Origin of the sequence: Streptomyces sp. 184 (assembly GCF_045781775.1) — a bacterium.
Lineage (GTDB): Bacteria > Actinomycetota > Actinomycetes > Streptomycetales > Streptomycetaceae > Streptomyces.
Genome location: NZ_CP123230.1, coordinates 3,848,979 through 3,867,266, shown reverse-complemented (window position 1 = coordinate 3,867,266; position 18,288 = coordinate 3,848,979). Strand labels below are relative to the sequence as shown.

The 18,288-nt window shown below is 73.6% G+C and carries 17 protein-coding genes and 1 pseudogene; 10 read left to right on the top strand and 8 right to left on the bottom strand.

The features are described from left to right. Positions 1-12: 12 nt before the first annotated feature. The 7 genes from QBL21_RS16175 to QBL21_RS16145 form a co-directional block, all read right to left on the bottom strand. Positions 13-810, bottom strand: a complete 798-nt coding sequence (locus QBL21_RS16175; RefSeq protein ID WP_407562893.1) for an ABC transporter substrate-binding protein — start codon at positions 808-810, stop codon at positions 13-15. Continuing rightward, positions 771-1,634 (bottom strand): metal ABC transporter permease, encoded by an 864-nt coding sequence (locus QBL21_RS16170; protein ID WP_407562892.1) that lies wholly within the window; start codon positions 1,632-1,634, stop codon positions 771-773. The genes QBL21_RS16175 and QBL21_RS16170 overlap by 40 nt, the downstream gene beginning before the upstream one ends. Further along, on the bottom strand, positions 1,631-2,266 hold the full coding sequence (locus QBL21_RS16165) for an ATP-binding cassette domain-containing protein (protein WP_407562891.1): 636 nt from the start codon (positions 2,264-2,266) through the stop codon (positions 1,631-1,633). The genes QBL21_RS16170 and QBL21_RS16165 overlap by 4 nt, the downstream gene beginning before the upstream one ends. Before the next feature lie 139 nt (positions 2,267-2,405). After that, positions 2,406-2,915, bottom strand: coding sequence for a copper chaperone PCu(A)C (locus QBL21_RS16160; protein WP_407562890.1), 510 nt, complete (start codon positions 2,913-2,915; stop codon positions 2,406-2,408). Beyond that, complete coding sequence (locus QBL21_RS16155; RefSeq protein WP_407562889.1) at positions 2,912-5,215, bottom strand: heavy metal translocating P-type ATPase; 2,304 nt, start codon at positions 5,213-5,215, stop codon at positions 2,912-2,914. Before QBL21_RS16155 ends, QBL21_RS16160 begins: the two co-directional genes overlap by 4 nt. Then, complete coding sequence (locus QBL21_RS16150) at positions 5,212-5,448, bottom strand: hypothetical protein (RefSeq protein ID WP_407562888.1); 237 nt, start codon at positions 5,446-5,448, stop codon at positions 5,212-5,214. The genes QBL21_RS16155 and QBL21_RS16150 overlap by 4 nt, the downstream gene beginning before the upstream one ends. A gap of 132 nt (positions 5,449-5,580) precedes the next feature. Further along, complete coding sequence (locus QBL21_RS16145; RefSeq protein ID WP_407562887.1) at positions 5,581-6,327, bottom strand: phosphotransferase family protein; 747 nt, start codon at positions 6,325-6,327, stop codon at positions 5,581-5,583. A 225-nt stretch (positions 6,328-6,552) separates the two neighbouring features. Between QBL21_RS16145 and QBL21_RS16140 the strand changes: the two genes are divergently transcribed. From QBL21_RS16140 to QBL21_RS16125, 4 genes are all read left to right on the top strand, one after another. Further along, positions 6,553-6,957, top strand: a complete 405-nt coding sequence (locus tag QBL21_RS16140; RefSeq protein ID WP_407562886.1) for a methyltransferase domain-containing protein — start codon at positions 6,553-6,555, stop codon at positions 6,955-6,957. 68 nt (positions 6,958-7,025) lie between these two features. Further along, entirely contained in the window at positions 7,026-7,610 is a 585-nt protein-coding gene (locus tag QBL21_RS16135; protein ID WP_407562885.1) for a dihydrofolate reductase family protein, read from the top strand. Next, positions 7,607-8,035: a VOC family protein gene (locus QBL21_RS16130; RefSeq protein WP_407562884.1), complete on the top strand. Its 429-nt coding sequence runs from the start codon at positions 7,607-7,609 to the stop codon at positions 8,033-8,035. The genes QBL21_RS16135 and QBL21_RS16130 overlap by 4 nt, the downstream gene beginning before the upstream one ends. Positions 8,036-8,298: 263 nt before the next feature. Beyond that, positions 8,299-9,276, top strand: a complete 978-nt coding sequence (locus tag QBL21_RS16125) for a sigma-70 family RNA polymerase sigma factor (protein WP_407562883.1) — start codon at positions 8,299-8,301, stop codon at positions 9,274-9,276. A 224-nt stretch (positions 9,277-9,500) separates the two neighbouring features. Here QBL21_RS16125 and QBL21_RS16120 read toward each other — a convergent pair whose 3' ends face one another. After that, the gene (locus tag QBL21_RS16120; protein WP_407562882.1) at positions 9,501-10,268 is read right to left on the bottom strand and encodes an SDR family oxidoreductase; all 768 of its coding nucleotides are present in this window, start codon (positions 10,266-10,268) and stop codon (positions 9,501-9,503) included. Positions 10,269-10,716: 448 nt separating this feature from the next. Between QBL21_RS16120 and QBL21_RS16115 the strand changes: the two genes are divergently transcribed. The 6 genes and pseudogenes from QBL21_RS16115 (at position 10,717) to QBL21_RS16090 (ending at position 18,211) form a co-directional block, all read left to right on the top strand. Further along, positions 10,717-11,643 (top strand): NAD-dependent epimerase/dehydratase family protein, encoded by a 927-nt coding sequence (locus QBL21_RS16115; RefSeq protein ID WP_407562881.1) that lies wholly within the window; start codon positions 10,717-10,719, stop codon positions 11,641-11,643. Between the two features lie 99 nt (positions 11,644-11,742). After that, a complete protein-coding gene (locus QBL21_RS16110) occupies positions 11,743-12,345 on the top strand; it encodes a nitroreductase family protein (protein ID WP_407562880.1) in 603 nt (200 codons plus the stop codon). Positions 12,346-12,422: 77 nt separating this feature from the next. Continuing rightward, a pseudogene (locus QBL21_RS16105) lies at positions 12,423-12,982 on the top strand (SAM-dependent methyltransferase); the annotation flags it as partial. A 226-nt stretch (positions 12,983-13,208) separates the two neighbouring features. After that, a complete protein-coding gene (locus tag QBL21_RS16100; RefSeq protein WP_407562879.1) occupies positions 13,209-13,646 on the top strand; it encodes a hypothetical protein in 438 nt (145 codons plus the stop codon). A 109-nt stretch (positions 13,647-13,755) separates the two neighbouring features. Further along, on the top strand, positions 13,756-14,955 hold the full coding sequence (locus QBL21_RS16095) for an MFS transporter (RefSeq protein ID WP_407562878.1): 1,200 nt from the start codon (positions 13,756-13,758) through the stop codon (positions 14,953-14,955). A 439-nt stretch (positions 14,956-15,394) separates the two neighbouring features. Then, positions 15,395-18,211, top strand: coding sequence for a glycosyl hydrolase family 95 catalytic domain-containing protein (locus tag QBL21_RS16090; RefSeq protein ID WP_407562877.1), 2,817 nt, complete (start codon positions 15,395-15,397; stop codon positions 18,209-18,211). Positions 18,212-18,288 lie beyond the last annotated feature (77 nt).

Here is an 18,288-nt window from a genome sequence, read left to right as displayed (position 1 = left end):
CGAAGCGCCCTGTCACCGCGCGGCCGTCGCCGTCTCCAGCTCCGCCGCCGCGTCGCGGTACACGGCCAGCAGGTCCAGGTCCTCGCCCGGGTAGTTGACGATCTTCACCTGGTGGGCGCCCGAGTCCGGGAGCACGGTGCCGGTGGACATGTGGGCGTTGTCGAGGACCAGCTCCGGCTTCTTCGCCGACAGGTCGGAGACCTGCTGCGCGGTGACGGGATCGGGCCCGTAGGTGCCGAGCATCCGCAGCCCCGCCATCTCCCCCGCCCAGGCGGTGAAGACCTGCGCGACGGCCGCGGGTGCCTCGCCGCCGGGCCGGGCGTCCTTCAGACCGGCGCTCAGCTCCGCGTACTCGGCGTCGAAGGTCTTCGCCCACGTCGCCGCGGCCTTCTCGGTGCCGAACAGCTCGCCCAGTCGCGTCACCTCGGTCCGCACCCTTCCGGCGTCGTTGTCGAGGGGGACCTCGACCAGCTCCGCGTCGGAGCCGGCGGCCTCCTTGATCTGCTCGGCGTACGGCTCGAACGGCGCGTAGAGCACGAAGTCGGCCTCGGACACGACGGCGAGGTCGGAGGGCCTGGGTTCGTAGTCGGGGGCGTGCTGCACCGAGGACGGCACGAGGACCTGCACGTCCTCGGCGCCCGCGGCCTTGGCGAAGCCGCCTTCCCAGGTGGTGGTGACGACGACCGACGGCGTCTTCGCCCCGCTGCCGGAGCCGGGGCCGTCGTCGTCACCGCAGCCCGCGGCCGTGAGGGCGAGGACGGCGGTGAGGGTCAGTGCGAGGGGGGTACGAGGGACGCGGGTGCGCGCCATGAGCGGAATCTCCGTTCCGGTAGGAGGTGTACGGCCAGGACCACTCCCCCGGCGACGAGGACGAGGACCGGGCCGGGCGGCAGGTCGAAGGCGAGCGCGAGCAGAAAACCGCTGGTGTTGACGGCGACCCCGATGCCGACCGCCCAGGCGGTGATCGAGGTGAGGGAAGTCCCCAGCCGGCGGGCGGCGAGCGCGGGCAGCAGGGTCAGCGCGTCGACGAGCAGCGCGCCGGTCAGCTTGATGGCCCCGGCGACCGACACCGCGACCAGCACGAGCAGCAGCAGGGTCAGCCGCTCGACCCGTACCCCGGAGGCGAGCGCAAGCTCCCGGTCGTACAGCAGCAGCGCCAGGTCCCGGCGCCGCCACCAGAACAGCGCGGGCACGGCGACGGCCAGGGCGCCGAGCACCCACAGATCGGCGGTCCGCACCGACAGGATCGAGCCCCACAGCAGCGCGAACGCGCCCGACGCGTTGACGCCGGACACCGAGAGCGTCAGCAGCGCCGCCGCGATGGCCAGGCTCATCAGCAGCCCCATCGCCCCCGAGAGGCCGTCGGGGCTGCGGGCCATCGGCGCGACCCCGGCGCCCGCCAGCGCGCACGCGACCAGCGCGCACAGCATCGGGTCCAGACCTGTCAGCAGCCCGACCGCGATGCCCAGCAGCGCGACGTGCATCATCGCGAACCGCACCGGCATGATGTCGAGCCCGACGATCACCACGCCGACCACGGGCAGGCCGACCGACGCCAGCAGCAGGCCCGCGCCCGCCCGCTGCACGGGCGCGAGCCGGAGCAGCTCGCCGACGTCGGCGACGGCGAGGTTCACCGGACCTCCCGCAGGCTGCCGGCGGCCATCTCCAGTACCCGGTCGCAGCGGTCGGCCAGCGCCCGGTCGTGGGTGACGACGACCGTGGTCACCGGCAGCCCGAGCAGCACGTCCGCCGCCGCCTCCTGCCCGGCGAAGTCGAGGGCGGCGGTGGGCTCGTCGGCGAGCATGACGCCCGCCCCGGCCGCGACGCAGCCGATCGCGCGGGCCAGGTACATGCGCTGCAACTGGCCGCCGGACAGCGTGTCGACGGGGCGGCCCAGCAGCTCGCCGACCCCCAGGTCCGCCGCCGCCTTCTCCGCCTCCTCCGGAGCGCCCCCGCTGGCCAGCAGCTCCCGGGCGATCAGCGGGAAGCGGCCGGCCGCCGGCTTCTGCGGGATCCACGCGCAGGCCCGCCGCCGCCACGCCCACCCGGCGGCGGTGCCGGCCTCCCGGCCGCCGACGAGGATCCGTCCGCGCGTCCGGCGGTGCAGGCCGAGCACGGCCCGTAGCAGCGTGGTCTTGCCCGATCCGTTGGTGCCGGTCAGCGCCACCCGCTCACCGGCGGCGACGTCGAGGTGCACGTCCCGTACGGCCTCGACGCGGCCGTGCCGGCAGGCGACCTCGCGCAACCGCACGTCCAGGGCGCCCATTTCGCCTCCTCGCCGCGCCGGTCGTCGGCGCTCCTCGAAGAGGAGTCGGAGGAGTCCCGCGGCGAGTTCCCGACGATCACGCGGAGCGGCGGAGCGCCGGAGCGGCTGAGCGCCGGAACGCGGAGCGGCCGTGCCCGGCTCAGGGGGTGCCGGGCAGGACCACGACCGCGTCGACCTCGACCCGGCCGCTGTCCTCGAAGTGCAGCGTGAACGGCACCACGTCGCCCGGCTCCCAGCCCGGTGGCGCCGTCATCAGGGCACCCACGCCGTGCGGCGACATGTCCAGGGAGCCGTCCGCAGGGACGACGGCCGAGTCGACGACCTCCTTGTACGCCGCCCCGCCCCCGGCCGTGGTGCGGTGCCGGCCGAGCTTGACCCCGTCCGCACCGGCCGCCGGAGACGAGACGGCGACGAGCCGGTCGTCCACGTCGCCCCAGTTGGAGATGAGGAAGAGGGCGGCGGTGCTGCGGTACTCGCCGTACGGCAGGAGCACGCGCCCGCCGACGACCTCGATACGGGCCGGACCCCCGGCGTTGCCCGTGGCGACCCAGCCGGACAGGCCCGCCAGCGCGACCGCGCTCGCCACCACGGGGGCAAGCACGGCGCGCAGCGCCTCGCGGACGCGCCGCGGCCGGTCCGCCGTGCTCACGGCTTCGCTCCCGCAACGCGCCGCGCGCCGACCGGTGTTCGGCCCTGCCGCGCCGTCCCGGACACCCGGGCGGTGCGCAGCCGCAGGCTGTTGCCGACCACCAGCAGCGAACTCGCCGACATCGCGGCGGCGGCCAGCATGGGGGTGAGCAGGCCGACGGCGGCCAGCGGCACGGTGACCGCGTTGTAGCCGAAGGCCCAGACCAGGTTGGCGCGGATCGTGCCCATCGTGCGGCGGGCCAGCCGCACCGCGTCGGCCATCGCGTCGATGTCGCGGCGTACGAGCGTCACGTCGGCGGCCCCGGCCGCGACATCGGTGCCGCTGCCCAGGGCGATCCCCAGGTCGGCGCCCGCGAGCGCCGCGGCGTCGTTCACGCCGTCGCCGACCATCGCGACCCGGTGCCCCTCCGCGCGCAGCCGCCGTACGAGCGCCGCCTTGTCCTCCGGCGTGCAGCGGGCGTGGGTCTCCGCGATCCGCAGTTCGGCGGCGACGGCACGGACGGGTGCGTCGCGGTCGCCGCTGGCCAGCACCGGGCGCACTCCGAGGCGGCGCAACCGGTCGACAGCCCGGAAGCTGTCGGGGCGCAGCACGTCGCCGACCTCGATCACGGCCTCGGTCTCGCCGTCCACCGCCACCTCGACGGCGGTGCGCCCGGCGGCCTCCGCCCCGGCGAGCGCGTCGGCCAGAGCCGGCGGCAGCGTGTCTCCGGGGGTACGGACCTCCACCAGCCTGCCGTCGACGTACCCGCAGACGCCCCGCCCGGCGGTCGCCCGGAAGTCTCGTACCGGCGGCAGCACTTGACTCGCGGGTACGCGCCGAGCATGCTCCGCGACAGCCCGGCCCACCGGATGCTCCGAGCCCTGCTCGACCGCGCCCGCCAGCCGCAGCACCGCCGACTCGCCCGGGCCCTTCGGCCGCGCGGTGACGCGGACGACGTGCATGTGGCCGGTGGTCAGCGTGCCGGTCTTGTCCAGCACGACGGTGTCGACGTGGCGCAGGGTCTCCAGCGCCCGGGCGCCGCGCACCAGGATGCCGGCCTCCGCGCCGCGGCCGGTGGCGGCCATCAGCGCGGTGGGGGTGGCCAGGCCGAGCGCGCACGGGCAGGCCACGACCAGGATGGCGATAGCTGCGGTGATCGCGGCCTGCGGGTCGGCGCCCGCACCGATCCAGAAACCCAGTACGACGGCGGCCAGGGCGAGCACCGTCGGCACGAAGACCCCGGCCACGCTGTCGGCGAGCCGCTGGACACGCGCCTTGCCGGCCTGCGCGTCGGCGACCATCCGTGCGATGCGGGCCAGTCGGGTGTCGGCGCCGACCGCCTCGGCCCGTACGACCAGCAGCCCGCCGGCGTTGACCGCACCGCCGGTCACCGCCGCGTCCGGCCCCACCTCCACCGGCTCGCTCTCGCCGGTGACCAGCGAGAGGTCGACGGCCGAACTGCCCTCCACCACGACGCCGTCGGCGGCGACCCGCTCCCCGGGGCGTACGAGGAAGTGCTGCCCGACGCGCAACTCCTCGACGGCGACACGGCGTTCCACGCCGTCGTCACCCCGTACGGCCACGTCCTTGACCCCGAGCCGGGCTAGACCGCGCAGCGCCGAACCCGTGGCGCGTCGGCCCCGCGCCTCCAGAAACCGCCCGGTCAGCACGAACAGCGGCACCCCGACGGCTGCCTCCAGGTACACGTGCGCGGGGCCGTGCCCGGCGTCCGGCACCAGGCTGAAGGCCATCCGCATGCCGGGATCGCCCGCGCCGCCGAGGAACAGCGCGTAAGCCGACCAGGAGAAGGAGGCCACCACTCCCAGCGACACCAGGGTGTCCATCGTGGCCGCGGAGTGCCGCAGCCCGCGCAGCGCGCGGCTGTGGAACGGCCACGACGACCAGACCGCCACCGGGGCGGCGAGCGCGAAGCACAGCCACTGCCAGTTGCGGAACTGGAGGGCAGGGACCATGGACAGCACGAGCACGGGCACCGCGAGCAGCGCGGTGACCACCAGCCGGTCGCGCTCGCGCCGTACGGGATCGTCTCCGCCGCCGCCTTCGCGGGCTTCGGCCCCGGTGCGCTCCGGCGCGGGCAGCGCGGCCGTGTAACCGGCCTGCCGGACGGCGTCGATGAGCGCGTCGGCGGTCACGTCGGGCGGATGGCTCACCCGGGCCCTGCCGGTGGCCAGGTTGACGGTGGCGCTCACGCCTTCCAGGCGGCCGAGCCGCTTCTCGACCCGGCGTACGCAGGCCGCGCAGGTCATGCCGCCCACGGCCAGGTCGGTGGTGGCCTGGAACTTCGACGCTGTCTCGGTCATCGCCCGTGCGTCCCGTGGGAGCCGTCGCCGCCGGACGTGTCGCCGGAGGTGTCGTCGCCGACGCCGGACTCCGTGCCGGAACCGTGCATGTCGGGAGCGACGGGCCCCACGGCCGACCCCACGCCGTACGCGACGGCGAACACCACCGCGAGCAGCAGCAGGAACCCGAAGAACCGCGGCGGCGGCACCGCCCTCCCGAGTGCCACACCCACGCCCGCGTCCTGCTCGTCCACGTGCTCCCGCCCTTTCGCCGTCGCGGCCGTCCACCGGAGCAGTCGGCCCGGCTCACCGGGGAGTTCCCGGGGGCGCGGCTCTCGTCGGCCGGCGGCCTGCGGCGGCCGGCACGCGGACGGGCCCGCGTGGTCTCACATCCGGGACTTCAGCACGTCGACCTCGCAGCCCGGTGCGAACGGGTCGAAGCCGTGCTCGGTCAGCCAGCGAAACACCAGCAGGCTGCGCAGCGACCACCACGCGCGGATCACGTCGAGGTCGACGTCGGTGCCGTAACCGGCGAGGAGGTCGCCGAGGCGGTCCTCGTGTCCGAGCGTGAAGGTGGCGACGTCGAACAGGGCGTCGCCCCGGCCCGCCTCGGACCAGTCGATGATCCCGGTGACCTCCTCGCCGTCGAGGAACAGGTGGGCGATCTGTAGGTCGCCGTGCGTGAACGCCTCGGTCCACGGCCGGAACGCGGCCTCGGCGACCTGCCGGTTGCGGGTGACGAGGTCGGCGGGCAGGACGCCGTTGGCCACGAGCCACTCGCACTCGCCGTCGAGATCCGCCGCCAGTTCGTCGGGGCCCCGGCCCGCCCGTCCGGTCCGGGTGGGCAGCGGCGCGTCGTGCAGCGTCCGCAGGGCGGCACCCGCCGCGGCCCACGCCGCCGGCGACGCGGTCGACGGCCCGCCGAGGAGGCCGAGCGTCGTCCCCGGGACGGCGGCGAGCGCGAGTACGGGCGGCTTGCACCACAGGATCTCCGGGGTCGGGACCGGCGCCAGGGCGATCGCCTCGACCTCGACGTCGATGCGCGCCTGATCGGCGTCCACCTTCAGGAACACGTCGCCGACGCGCAGGGTCGCGCGCTCGGAATGGGCGACGACGACGTTGACCTCATCCATGGGTTACGAGTATCCCGGGGACGATCGTCGCCGTCGCCGGATTTATCGCCCGCGACTGCACCGCTGCGAGCGGACGCGCGTGGCCGCGACCTCCGACGTGGCAAGGTCGCCGACGACCCCTCGGCGGAGCACGTGACTGCCTGACGCCCGGCGCAGGAGGGCGTCGCTTCGCCGGTAGCCAAGCCGTGCGCCTGAGAGCTGTCCGGGGCGGCCCGCCCTGTCAGGGTGGGGCGCACGACCGTGGGGTTCAGTGGTGATGTCGCCGAGTACTACGCGCAGTACCGCCCTGGGTATCCGCCGGAGGTCGTCGACGTCTTGCAGGCTGCCTTCGCGCTGACGGCCGAGGATGCCGTGCTTGATCTCGGGTGCGGTACGGGCCAGTTGGCCGTTCCGGTCGCGTCCCGGGTCGGCTCGGTGATCGGCATGGATCCGGAGCCGGACATGCTCCGTTTCGCCAGAAGGGCCGCGGCCGGGCGGAAGCCGTACGGTTTCCGCCCGGCCGCCCGCGTCGCCGTCCTGCCTGCGCGACGGTCCCGGCGCGGCAGCACGCCGGACCGCGTCGGCCGGAAGAGCACCGGACGCGGTCCGGGCACCGATGAGTTTGCGGGCTGCCCGAAGTCTTCCCCGTGACACTCCCGCCCTACGGGCGATCGGGAAACGGCGCGTCCCTATCTCATCGAGGAGAGATGATGGCCAGGATGGAAAATCCGATTCGGCTGTATATGTCGATGTCCCTCGACGGCTACATCGCCGGCCCGGACGACAGACCGGGCCAGGAGCTCGGAAGCGGCGGTGGACGCCTCTTCAACTGGCTCGACGACCGGAACTCCGACGGCCCGAGCGGCCAGGTCTACCGAGAAGCCCTGGCGACCGGCGCGGTGATCTCGGGCCGCCGTACCTTCGACCTTGCCGGGCGCTGGCAGGGCGACCACCACGACGGCGTGCCGATCTTCGTCCTCACCCACCACGTGGACGGCGACGACGTGCCGCCCGGCCACGCGCGATTCGTCACCGACGTCGAGGACTGCGCGGGCCGGGCTCGTACGGCCGCCGGAGACCGGCCGGTCATGGTCCACGGCGCGGGCGCTGCCCAAGCGCTCCTGAGAGCCGGGCTGATGGACGAGATGGAGATCCACCTGGTCCCGGTCCTCCTCGGAGGCGGCCGGCGGCTCTTCGACCACCTCGGGGGCGCTTCCATCGAACTCGACCTCGTCCGACGGCTCGAAGACCGAGACGTCACGCACCTCCGGTACCGCGTCCGCCGGACCGAGGAGGCCGCATGAAGACGCTCTTCGTCTCCTACCGCGTCACCGACCTGGACCGCTCGCTCGCGTTCTACACCGCGCTGGGCTACGTCGAACTGGGCAGGGTCGAGCTGGGCAAGGGCGAGGAAGGCGAGGTGAGCCGCCTGGTGATCCTCAAGTTCCCGGACGAGCCGGCAGCCTCCCTCGAACTGGCCCACCACCCCGCCGCCGGACGCGTCGACGTGGGGACCGGCTTCGACCACCTCGCGATCCAGGTGGAAACGCTCGCGACCACGTGGGAGACCCTGACCGCCGCTGGCCTGGAGCCGGGACCGGTCCAGCACCCCGGCGGCCCGCACGGGCCGAAGACGTCGTGGCTCACCGACCCGGACGGCTACCGGATCGAGTTGGTGGAATGGCCCCCCGGCCATGCCCACGGCATCACCGAGGCAGACTTCTCCTGAGGCGGCCACCGGGAGCGGAAGGACGAACCCTCCCCTCCGTGCAAGCGCACCGCACCGCGAGGTCCTGACGAAGACCCGGCGTCGGGCAGCCGACGACCACGTCTTCGACACCGCCCCCACGCGGATCGACCCCCAGCAGGTCACCGGTGGGCTTCGAAGCCGCGGCGATCCGGCAGTCCTGTCACCGCCCCGGCGGAGCTGTCACAACACCCGTCTCTCGTGCGTCAGCGTGGTGACGTGGTACGACAGCGGAAGGACGCCCGATGGACGAGCAAGAGTTGTTGGCCCGGCGATTCGAGGAGCATCGCCGGCACCTGCGTGCGGTCGCCTACCGGGTGCTCGGCTCGGCCACCGAAGCCGACGACGCCGTACAGGAGGCATGGCTCCGGGCGAGCCGCGCTGACACGGACGGGGTGGAGAACCTCGCCGGCTGGCTGACCACGATCGTCGGACGGGTCGCGCTGAACATGCTCCGCTCACGGGCGACTCGGGGCGAGCAGCCGCCGGGCGGCACGAAGCGCGGGGCGGGTCATGCGGAAGGGCCCGGCCCCGAGGACGAGGTCGTCCAGGGGGACTCGGTAGGGCTCGCGCTGCTCGTGGTGCTGGACACCCTGGCGCCCGCCGAACGGCTGGCGTTCGTGCTGCACGACGTCTTCGACGTCCCGTTCCCCGAGATCGCGCCGATCGTGGAACGCTCACCGGCCGCGACCCGGCAGCTCGCCAGCCGTGCCCGGCGGCGGGTGCGAGGGGCCGGGGCCGCGGACGGGTCGGCGGCGGGCGTGGCCGGGCCTGCCCGTGCGGACACCGCGCCCGGCGTTCGCCCCGCTGCCACGGGCGCCGGTACGTCGGCGAGTGCTCCCGCGGCCACGGCCACGGGCGGCCTGGCGCGCCGGCGCGAGGTCGTCAGCGCGTTCCTCGCGGCCTCGCGGGGTGGGGACTTCGGCGCGCTGCTCACCCTGCTCGACCCCGACGTGGTGCTCCGCGCGGACGCCGCCGCGGTGGCGACGGGCGCGGCCGGCGAGGTCCGCGGCGCGGCGGCCGTCGCCGGGACCTTCGCGGGGCGCGCCAAGGCGGCGCTGCCGGCGCTGGTGGAGGGGGCGCCCGGGCTGGTGTGGATGCAGCACGGGCAGCCGAAGATCGTCATCGGCTTCACGATCGCGGACGGTGTCATCGTCGGCATCGACCTGATCGGCGAGCCGGAGTCGCTCCGCGGGCTGGAGCTGACACTGCCGGGCGGCTGAGGCCGGGCCCCCACGGCGCGGCTCCGCCGGGCCGGGGGGCGCCGGCCATGTCCGTTCGCGGACATCAGGAGCGAGGTACCGGCCCCGGGCCGCGGACTCCGTTCGGCGGCGGGTCTCGTCCCATGAGGTGCACAGGTCGACGCCGGTGGCACGGCCGGGCCCCGGCCGTGCGCCGTCCTCCCGCAACCTGGTACCGCCTTGCGGGAGGCCGGCGCGGCCGGCGCTCAGCGCACCTTCTCGGCCAGGAACTCCTCCCAGGTCTTACGACCGTTGACGGGCCCGGTGGGCAGCAGGCGGCCGGCCCTGACCTTGGCGAGCCCCGGTAGCCGTACCGGCATCACCGGCCTGCGCCGGCGGCTGGCCCGCAGGTAGACGCGGACCATGTCGGCCCAGGTGGACTCCTGTGGGCCGCCCAGGTCCGCGACCCGGCCGGCCGGATGGCCGAGGGCCAGCTCGACGAGCCTGGCCGCCACCTCGTCGGGGTCGATCGGCTGCACCCGGAAGCCGGCGGGGACCGGTACCACCGGCAGCTTCGCCATGGACCGGGCGCCGGAGAAGATGTAGTCGTAGAACTGGGTGAAACGCACGATCGTCCAGGGCAGTTCGGAGTCGGTCACGGCCTGCTCGGAGTGGAGTTTGGAGCGGAAGTACCCGAGCGACAGGGCGTCGACGCCCACGATCGACGGGTACACCACATGCGGTCGCGTCGTCAGACGCGAGGCCACTTCCACGAGGTTGCCGGTTGCTTCTTCGTCGCCCTTCCTGCCGCTTGCGCAGTGCAGGATGACCGACACACCGTCCACCGCGGCGTCGATTCCCTCGCCTGTGATCAGGTCGCCTCGGACGAACTCGACGCCCCGCCCGTGCTCCTTCCCGCGCCCCCGGCTGCTCCGGCTGAGCACGCGAACGTCGCAGCCGGCGTCCCGCAGGCGCGGGACGAGGAAGCCTCCCAGCGTTCCGGTGCCGCCCGTGACCAGAATGGGTGATGTCATCGCTCTCTCTTCTCATCCGTACGTCGTGGGTGGGTGGCCGACGACGGTCGTCACGTCGTCGGCGGTCTCGCGGCGGGCGGCCCGCGTCCTGGAACGCCCGGGTCTCGGCACCTGGGTCGGCAACCGACCCCCACGCGTGGCGCGGACTTCCGTGCGCCGGCCGGAGAGCCGCGCCGCTCCGCTTGCGCGAGTGCCCCCCTGACACGGCCCGGCGGAGGAGTGTGACCGGCGGACGAGGACGCTCTGAACCGGGCCGTGCGTCACGGGGAGACCCCGGGTTGCGTACGGTAGGCGGGCCCCGCCGGACCGGCGCGCCACCGCGCGCCGTCACACGACCGGGCCGAACCGTGTCAGGAGTACGGCGGCGACGGATCTTCGCCGATGGGAAGAAGCCGCGTACGCCACGAGCCCCGGTGGGTCCGGGACGTGGACAAGCACTGGAGGATGGATGTCCCTGTTCGTCGTGGTGGGTGCCGGCGGCACCGGAATCACCACCGCCCGGATGCTCACCGACGCGGGCCACCGCGTACGTCTGGTGACCCGCAGGGGAGCCGGTCCCGACCGCCCCGGGGTCGAGCGGATCGCCGCCGACGCCTCCGACGCGGACCGCCTCACCGACCTGTCCCGAGGTGCGGAAACGCTGATCAACTGCGCCGCCCCGCCGTACCACACCTGGGCCGAGCTGTACCCGCCGCTGGCCGGCGCCGTTCTCACCGCGGCGCAGCGCACCGGCGCGGGCTACGTGCTGCTGGACAACCTGTACGCCTACGGGCAGGTCGACGGGCCGATGACCGAGGATCTGGCCCTCGCGCCCAACAGCGTCAAGGGCCGTATCCGGGCGGAGCACTGGCAGGCCGCCGTCGCCGCCCACGAAGCCGGCCGCGTCAAGGTCACCTCGGTGCGTGCCTCCGACTTCGTCGGCGCGGGCGCGACGTCGGTCTTCACCCTCGTCGTGGTGCCGAAGGTCCTGGCGGGCAAGCGCGCCCTGTTCCCGGGAGACCTGGACGCTCCGCACAGTTGGACGTCCACCGCGGACGCCGCCCGCGCGCTCTGCACGGTCGCCCAGGACGACCGTTCATGGGGCAAGCCCTGGCACGCCCCCACCGACCAAGCCGTGTCCGTACGCGACCTGGCCGCCCTCCTCGCCGAGACGGCCGGTGCGTCCGAACCGAAGCTGGGGCGCATGCCCGGCTGGATGCTCACCCTGGGAGGGCTGTTCAATGCCCAGGTCCGGGAACTGCCCGAGATTCAGTACCAGTTCCGGCAGCCCTTCCTGCTCGACTCCTCCCGCACCGAGCAGACTTTCGGTCTGAAACCCACACCCCTGACCGTGACGCTCAAGGACATGCCGGCGAACTCCCCGGACGCCCGCTGAGCCCGGAGGGGGCGTATTCACGGCCCGGTCGCGGACGGTGTCTCGAACCGGATCTCCCCTGTGGGCTTTCCGCGGGCGCTCGTGGCAGGATCTGCCCGTATGGAGTTCTCCGAGGTGGTACGCCGTCGGCGCATGATCCGGCACTACACGGACAGGCCCCTGGCCCCGGAGGTGGTCGAGCGGATCCTCGCCTCCGCCCTGAGAGCCCCCTCGGCCGGCTTCTCACAGGGCTGGGCATTCCTCGCCCTGACCGACTCCGCCGACCGCGGTCGCTTCTGGCCGTTCGTACCCACCCGTGTCGAGAAGACGCCGACCATGCAGGACGCCCCGCTGGTCGTGGTGCCGATGGCTCACAAGTCGGCGTATCTCGAACGCTACGCCGAGCCGGACAAGGGGTGGGAGGACCGCGCGGAAGCCCGTTGGCCTGCACCGTACTGGCACATCGACACGGGGATGGCCGCCCTGCTCATGCTGCTGACCGCCGTCGACGAGGGCCTTGGCGCGTGCTTCTTCGGCATCATGCCCGAGCACCTGAAGTCCTTCCGTGCCGAGTTCGGCATTCCCGACGAGTACCACCCCATCGGCGGCATCACCGTGGGGTATCGCGCCGACGACCTGCCCCCGCAGGGCGCGCGTATCGAAGAGCGGCGACGCAGCGCGGACGACGTCATTCACCGCGGGCACTGGGGCCGGCGTTCCTGAGTCCGCCGCGGCCACGTTGTCGCCGACCGTTTCCGTACACCGGGGTGGCCCTTGTGGAAGACCGCAGTGATGCTGTGATGAAGATCGACCCGACCGCGGCACATTCGGCCCGGACAGGGAACTACCGGCTGGGCGGCAAGGACGACTACGAGGCCGACCCCATCGTCGGCGACCAGGTCCGCGAGGTCCATCCGGCGATCGCCGACGCGGCGCGGCACTCCCGGTTCTTTCACGGCCGGGCGGTGCGGCTGCTGGTGCGGGAGAAGGGATTACGTCAGTTCCTCGGCATCGGCACCGGCCTGCCCACCGCGAACAACACCCACGAAGTCGCCCAGAGCATCGCCCCGGACTGCCGGATCGTCTACGTCGACAACGACCCCCTCGTCCTCGCGCACGCCCGCGCCCTGCTCACCTCCACGCCCGAGTCGCGTGCGCGTACGTCGACCGCGACGCCCGCGACCCGGAGGCGATCCTCGCCGCCGCCTCCCGCACGCTGGACCTCACGCGCCCCGTCGGGCTGATGATGCTCGGCATCCTGGGCGGCATCCGGGACGACGAGGAGGCGTGCGCGATCCGCAACCGGTTGGTGGAGGCGCTGCCGTCGGGCAGTTACCTGGTCTTCGAGGACGGCACCCACGCGATCAACCGCGAGGCGGCGGACGCCGCCGAGAAGACGAGGGCCGAGGACGGGGATCCGTACGCCCGCCTGCCGGCCGCGCGGCCCTCACGGGACGGGGGTGGGGGCGCCGGGGATCCGGCGACCCGGTCGGCCGTCGCGATCATCGCTGCGGGCGCTGTACGGGCTGGCGCGCGTGGATGTGACGGGGTGTTTTGGGTGCGACCTTCTGTCCGGGCGCCGGGAGTTGCCCGGGGGTGTCCTGCACGAGACGGCGGCGTGGGTGGTGAACCACGTCGTCGGTCCGATGAACCTCGGCACCTTGATCGTCGGTCCGCGCGAGCACGTCGTGGCCGTCGCCGAGCTGGACGACACGGCGGCGGCGGAACTCGGCCCCCTGCTGCGCGATACCGCCCGCGTCGTGGAGACGCTGTGCCGGCCCGAGCAGACCTACGTGTGCACGTGGTCCCACGGCCGCGAGGCGCGCAAGCACCTGCACATCGCGGTCCAGCCGGTGACCGCAGAGGTGCGGGCCCGCTACGGTGGGCTGCGCTCGGAGCAGCTCCAGGCCCGGATGCTGACCGCCGGTGACGAGCCGGGCCCCGCGGAGGTCGAGCAGTTCTGCGCGCGGGCTCGCGAGCTGTTCCGGGCGATCACCGGCAGCAGCACCGAAGACCGCGGCTGACCCCCGGAACTGCCCCGACGTCAGCCGCCCTCGGCGGGGCAGTGCTCCGGCGACACCCCGCCGGTGGGCAAGCACGTCACGGGCCGGTCGTCCGGCTAGGTTGACTGCCATGATCATTCAGGGCGCGGGGGGACGTCGTATCGGGGGCTGGTACCTCGCGGCCGCGGGCGTGTTCGCGGTCGGCATGGCGGGAACCACGCTGCCGACGCCGCTGTACGGGCTCTACGAGGAAGAGATCGGCTTCTCCGAGTTCATGGTGACCGTCGTCTTCGCGGTCTACGCGCTCGGTGTCATCGCCGCTCTGCTCGTCGCCGGTGACTTCTCCGACGTGCTGGGCCGGCGTCCGGTGCTGCTGGTCGCCGTGGGGCTGTCGGCCGCGAGCGCGGTGTGCTTCCTGGCGGAAACGGGGCTGCCGCTGCTGTTCGCGGGGCGGCTGCTCTCGGGATTCTCCGCCGGGCTCTTCAGCGGGGCCGCGACGGCGGCCGTGCTCGAACTGGCACCCCCGGAGCTGCGCGGACAGGCGGCGTTCGCCGCCACGGCCGCCAACATGGGCGGCCTGGGCTGCGGTCCGCTGCTGTCGGGGATCCTGGCGGAGTACGCGCCGTGGCCGCTCCGGCTGCCCTTCCTGGTCCACCTCGCGCTGCTCGCCGCGGCCTTCGCCGTTCTGCGCGTCCTGCCGGAGAGCGTGGCGCCTCGCACTCCCCGTCCGCCGCTGCGCCCGCAGGGCATGGTCGTACCCCGGGAGACGCGCGGAGCGTTCGTGCCGGCCGCGCTGGCCGCGTTCGCCGGCTTCTCCGTGCTGGGGCTGTTCACCGCGGTGGCGCCGGGCTTCCTCGCCCAGACCCTGGGGGAGGAGAATCTGGCGGTCACCGGCGCGGTCGTCTTCTCGGTGTTCTGCTCCTCCACCGTCGGCCAGTTCCTGATGGGCCGGGTGGGTGAGCGGCGCGCGCTGGCGACCGGTTGCCTGGTGCTCACGGCGGGCATGGCGCTGGTGGCGTCCTCCCTGCTGGCGGAGTCCCTGCCGGTGCTGGTCGCGGGCGCGGTGGTCGTCGGCCTCGGCCAGGGGCTCGCTTTCCGCGCGGCACTGACCGACGTGAGTGCGGTGGCTCCGGACGAGCACCGCGGCGCGACGATCTCGGCCTTCTTCGTCGTCGCGTACACCGGAATCTCCCTGCCGGTGGTGGGAGTCGGGGCCCTGACCGTGCCTCTGGATCTGCGCGGCGCAGGTCTGGTCTTCGCGGGCTGCGTCATGCTGCTGACGGCCGCCACCGGGACGTTCCTCCTGCGCCGACGCCCCCGGGCGGACTGACCGCGACCCGCCGCCGTCCGGCGGCCGTCCGCCGCGGGGCGCGCCGGCCGGAACGACTCCCCGGCACCCTTTGGATCTCCGGCTGAACGCCCCGGGACCGGCGACCGGTTCGGCCCGCGGTCGAGCCCGCGGCCCGTGTGCCGGGGCGCGGACCGCGACCGTCGCCGATCCCCACTCGGCGACCTTCATCGGATGTCTGGCCCGCGGAAACGGTGTGCGCATCCTCTCGACCGACGTCCGGATCCGGCCGGCCGCGTGCCCTCAATCCAGCACAGGTGCCTGTCAGAAGGCGAAGAAGTCTGCTAAGTGTCTTGTTGGGCAATGACGGGACAGCGGTCCCGCACCACACATTGACCCGATCTCTCACCACGGTCGCCCGCGCGGCCAGGCTCGTCGGGACGTGGACGCGGGCGACACCGGACTCACACAGGAGTCGCTCATGCCATCCCACTTCGACCGAAGAAACTTCCTGGCGCTCTCCGCGGCGGGCGTGGCCGCGGGCGCCACCGGCGGCGTCGCGTCCGCCGCCGCCCCCGGCGGGGCGCCGGCCGAGGAGGCCCGGCCGCTGGCGGAGAACCCGTTACGGCTCTGGTACTCCAGCCCGGCCTCCGAGTGGCTGCGTGCCCTGCCGATCGGCAACGGCAGGCTCGGCGCCATGGTCTTCGGCGGCGTCGGCAGCGAACAGCTCCAGCTCAACGAGGACACGGTCTGGGGCGGTGGCCCCTACGACCCGGCCAACCCCGCGGGACCGGCCAATCTGCCCGAGATCAGACGGCGGGTGTTCAACAACGAGTGGGCCTCCGCGCAGTCGCTGATCGACAACACCTTCATGGGCATCCCCCGGAGCCAGATGCCCTACCAGACGGTCGGCAGCCTGCGCCTGGCCTTCCCCTCCGGCGGAACCGCCACCGGCTACCACCGCGAGCTGGACCTGAGCACCGCCGTCGCCCTGACCCGATTCACCCGCGACGGTGTCACGTACACCCGCGAGACCTTCGCCAGCGCCGTCGACCAGGTGATCGTCGTCCGGCTGACCGCGAGCACGGCCGGCCGGATCTCCTTCTCCGCCACCTTCGACAGCCCGCAGAGCGGCATCTCCCGGCACTCCCCCGACCAGCAGACGGCCGGGCTCGACGGGACGGCGGGGGCCGCCAACGGGGTCGCCGGCCGGATACGCTTCCGGGCGCTGGCGACCGTCCGCGCCACCGGCGGCTCCGTGAGCAGCTCGGGTGGGACGGTGACCGTCGGCAACGCCGATGCGGTGACCCTGCTGGTCTCCGTGGGCACCAACTTCACCACGTACCTCGACCAGACCGGCGACCAGAACGCGCGCGCCCTCACCCCGCTGTCCGCGGCGGCAGGCCGGCCGTACGACCAGCTCCGCTCCCGCCATGTCGCCGACCACCAGCAGTTGTTCAACCGGGCCACGCTCGACCTGGGCACCACCTCGGCCGCGGACCTGCCCACCGACCAGCGGGTCGCCGCGTTCGCCGGCGGCAACGACCCCCAGCTCGTCACCCTCTTCTTCCAGTTCGGCCGCTACCTGCTGATCTCCTCCTCGCGGCCCGGCACCCAGCCCGCCAACCTCCAGGGCATCTGGAACGACGTGCTGGGACCACCGTGGGGCTCGAAGTACACCATCAACATCAACACCGAGATGAACTACTGGCCCGCCGGGCCGGCCAACCTGCTCGAACTGATGGACCCGGTGCTGCGGATGGTGGACGAGCTGTCCGCCTCCGGTGCGCGGACCGCCCGCACGCAGTACGGGGCCGGCGGCTGGGTGTGCCACCACAACACCGACCTCTGGCGGGCCACCGCGCCGATCGACGGCGCCTTCCACGGGATGTGGCAGACCGGCGGCGCCTGGCTCGCCCTGCACATCTGGGAGCACTACCGCTTCACCGGGGACCTGACGGCCCTGCGCTCCCGCTACCCCGCGCTCAAGGGCGCCGCGCAGTTCTTCGCGGACTCCCTCGTCACGGACCCCGGCACCGGGCACCTGGTCACCAACCCCTCCAACTCCCCGGAGAACGGCCACCACTCGGGCCTCTCGGTCTGCGCCGGCCCGACCATGGACATGCAGATCGTCCGCGATCTGTTCCAGGCGGTCGCCGACGCCTCCGTGCTGCTGGGCACCGACGCCGACTTCCGCGCCCGGGTGCTGTCCCTGCGCGACCGCCTGGCCCCCGCGAAGGTCGGCGCGCAGGGACAGCTCCAGGAGTGGCAGGCGGACTGGGACGCTGCCGCGCCCGACCAGGGCCACCGGCACGTCTCCCACCTGTACGGCCTGCACCCGAGCAACCAGATCACCGTCCGCGGCACCCCCGCCCTGGCCCAGGCCGCCCGGGTGACCCTGGAGCGCCGCGGCGACGCGGGGACGGGCTGGTCGCTCGCCTGGAAGATCAACTTCTGGGCCAGGCTGGCGGACGGCAGCCGCTCCTACAAGCTGCTACGCGACCAGCTCACCCCCGACCGCACCGCACCGAACCTGTTCTGCCTGCATCCGCCCTTCCAGATCGACGGCAACTTCGGCGCGACCGCGGGCATCGTCGAGTGGCTGCTCCAGTCCCACGCCGGCGAGGTCCACCTGCTGCCCGCCCTGCCGTCCGAACTCCCCTCGGGGAACGTCGCCGGGCTGCTGGCCCGCGGGGGCCACACCGTCGGCGTCTCCTGGGCCAACCGGTCCCTCACCTCGGCCACGGTGCGCCCGCGGACGGCCGGCACCGTCCGGGTCCGCACCCCCGTCCCGGTGGATGTCACGGCGGGCGGGCAGCCGGTGAGCGTCCAGCGGCCGGAGGCCACCGTCCTCACCTTCACCGCCGCCGCGAACACCACGTACCGGCTCGCTCCCCGCGGCACCGCCGTCGTCGCCCTGCGCGCCCGGGCCAACAACCAGTACGTCTGCGCCGCCAGCGGGGGCACGTCACCGCTGATCGCCAGCCGGCCGAGTGTCGGCATCTGGGAGCGCTTCGACCTGATCGACCTGGGCGGCGGGAACGTCGCGCTGCGCTCGCATGCCAACAGCAACTACGTGTGCGCCGACAGCGCCGGCGCCGCCGCCCTCATCGCCAACCGCACCGCGGTCGGCCCCTGGGAGACCTTCCAGCGCGTGAACAACGCGAACGGCAGCATCAGCCTGCGCGCGCAGGCGAACAACCAGTACGTCTGCGCCGACAACGGCGGGGCGTCGCCGCTGATCGCCAACCGCGCCGCCATCGGCGTCTGGGAATCCTTCGACCTCGTCACCGCCTGACCGATCGAGCGCGGCCGGCCGCGTTGGCGCCAACGCGGCCGGCACTTTGTCCCTCGAATCGATAAAGTTCTGCCGAA

Excerpts from the sequence above, each read along its gene's own strand:
- QBL21_RS16175 (WP_407562893.1), bottom strand. The coding sequence starts at position 810 with ATGGCGCGCACCCGCGTCCCTCGTACCCCCCTCGCACTGACCCTCACC.
- QBL21_RS16165 (WP_407562891.1), bottom strand. The coding sequence starts at position 2,266 with ATGGGCGCCCTGGACGTGCGGTTGCGCGAGGTCGCCTGCCGGCACGGC.
- QBL21_RS16155 (WP_407562889.1), bottom strand. The coding sequence starts at position 5,215 with ATGACCGAGACAGCGTCGAAGTTCCAGGCCACCACCGACCTGGCCGTG.
- QBL21_RS16145 (WP_407562887.1), bottom strand. The coding sequence starts at position 6,327 with ATGGATGAGGTCAACGTCGTCGTCGCCCATTCCGAGCGCGCGACCCTG.
- QBL21_RS16135 (WP_407562885.1), top strand. The coding sequence starts at position 7,026 with ATGGAAAATCCGATTCGGCTGTATATGTCGATGTCCCTCGACGGCTAC.
- QBL21_RS16130 (WP_407562884.1), top strand. The coding sequence starts at position 7,607 with ATGAAGACGCTCTTCGTCTCCTACCGCGTCACCGACCTGGACCGCTCG.
- QBL21_RS16125 (WP_407562883.1), top strand. The coding sequence starts at position 8,299 with ATGGACGAGCAAGAGTTGTTGGCCCGGCGATTCGAGGAGCATCGCCGG.
- QBL21_RS16120 (WP_407562882.1), bottom strand. The coding sequence starts at position 10,268 with ATGACATCACCCATTCTGGTCACGGGCGGCACCGGAACGCTGGGAGGC.
- QBL21_RS16115 (WP_407562881.1), top strand. The coding sequence starts at position 10,717 with ATGTCCCTGTTCGTCGTGGTGGGTGCCGGCGGCACCGGAATCACCACC.
- QBL21_RS16110 (WP_407562880.1), top strand. The coding sequence starts at position 11,743 with ATGGAGTTCTCCGAGGTGGTACGCCGTCGGCGCATGATCCGGCACTAC.
- QBL21_RS16095 (WP_407562878.1), top strand. The coding sequence starts at position 13,756 with ATGATCATTCAGGGCGCGGGGGGACGTCGTATCGGGGGCTGGTACCTC.
- QBL21_RS16090 (WP_407562877.1), top strand. The coding sequence starts at position 15,395 with ATGCCATCCCACTTCGACCGAAGAAACTTCCTGGCGCTCTCCGCGGCG.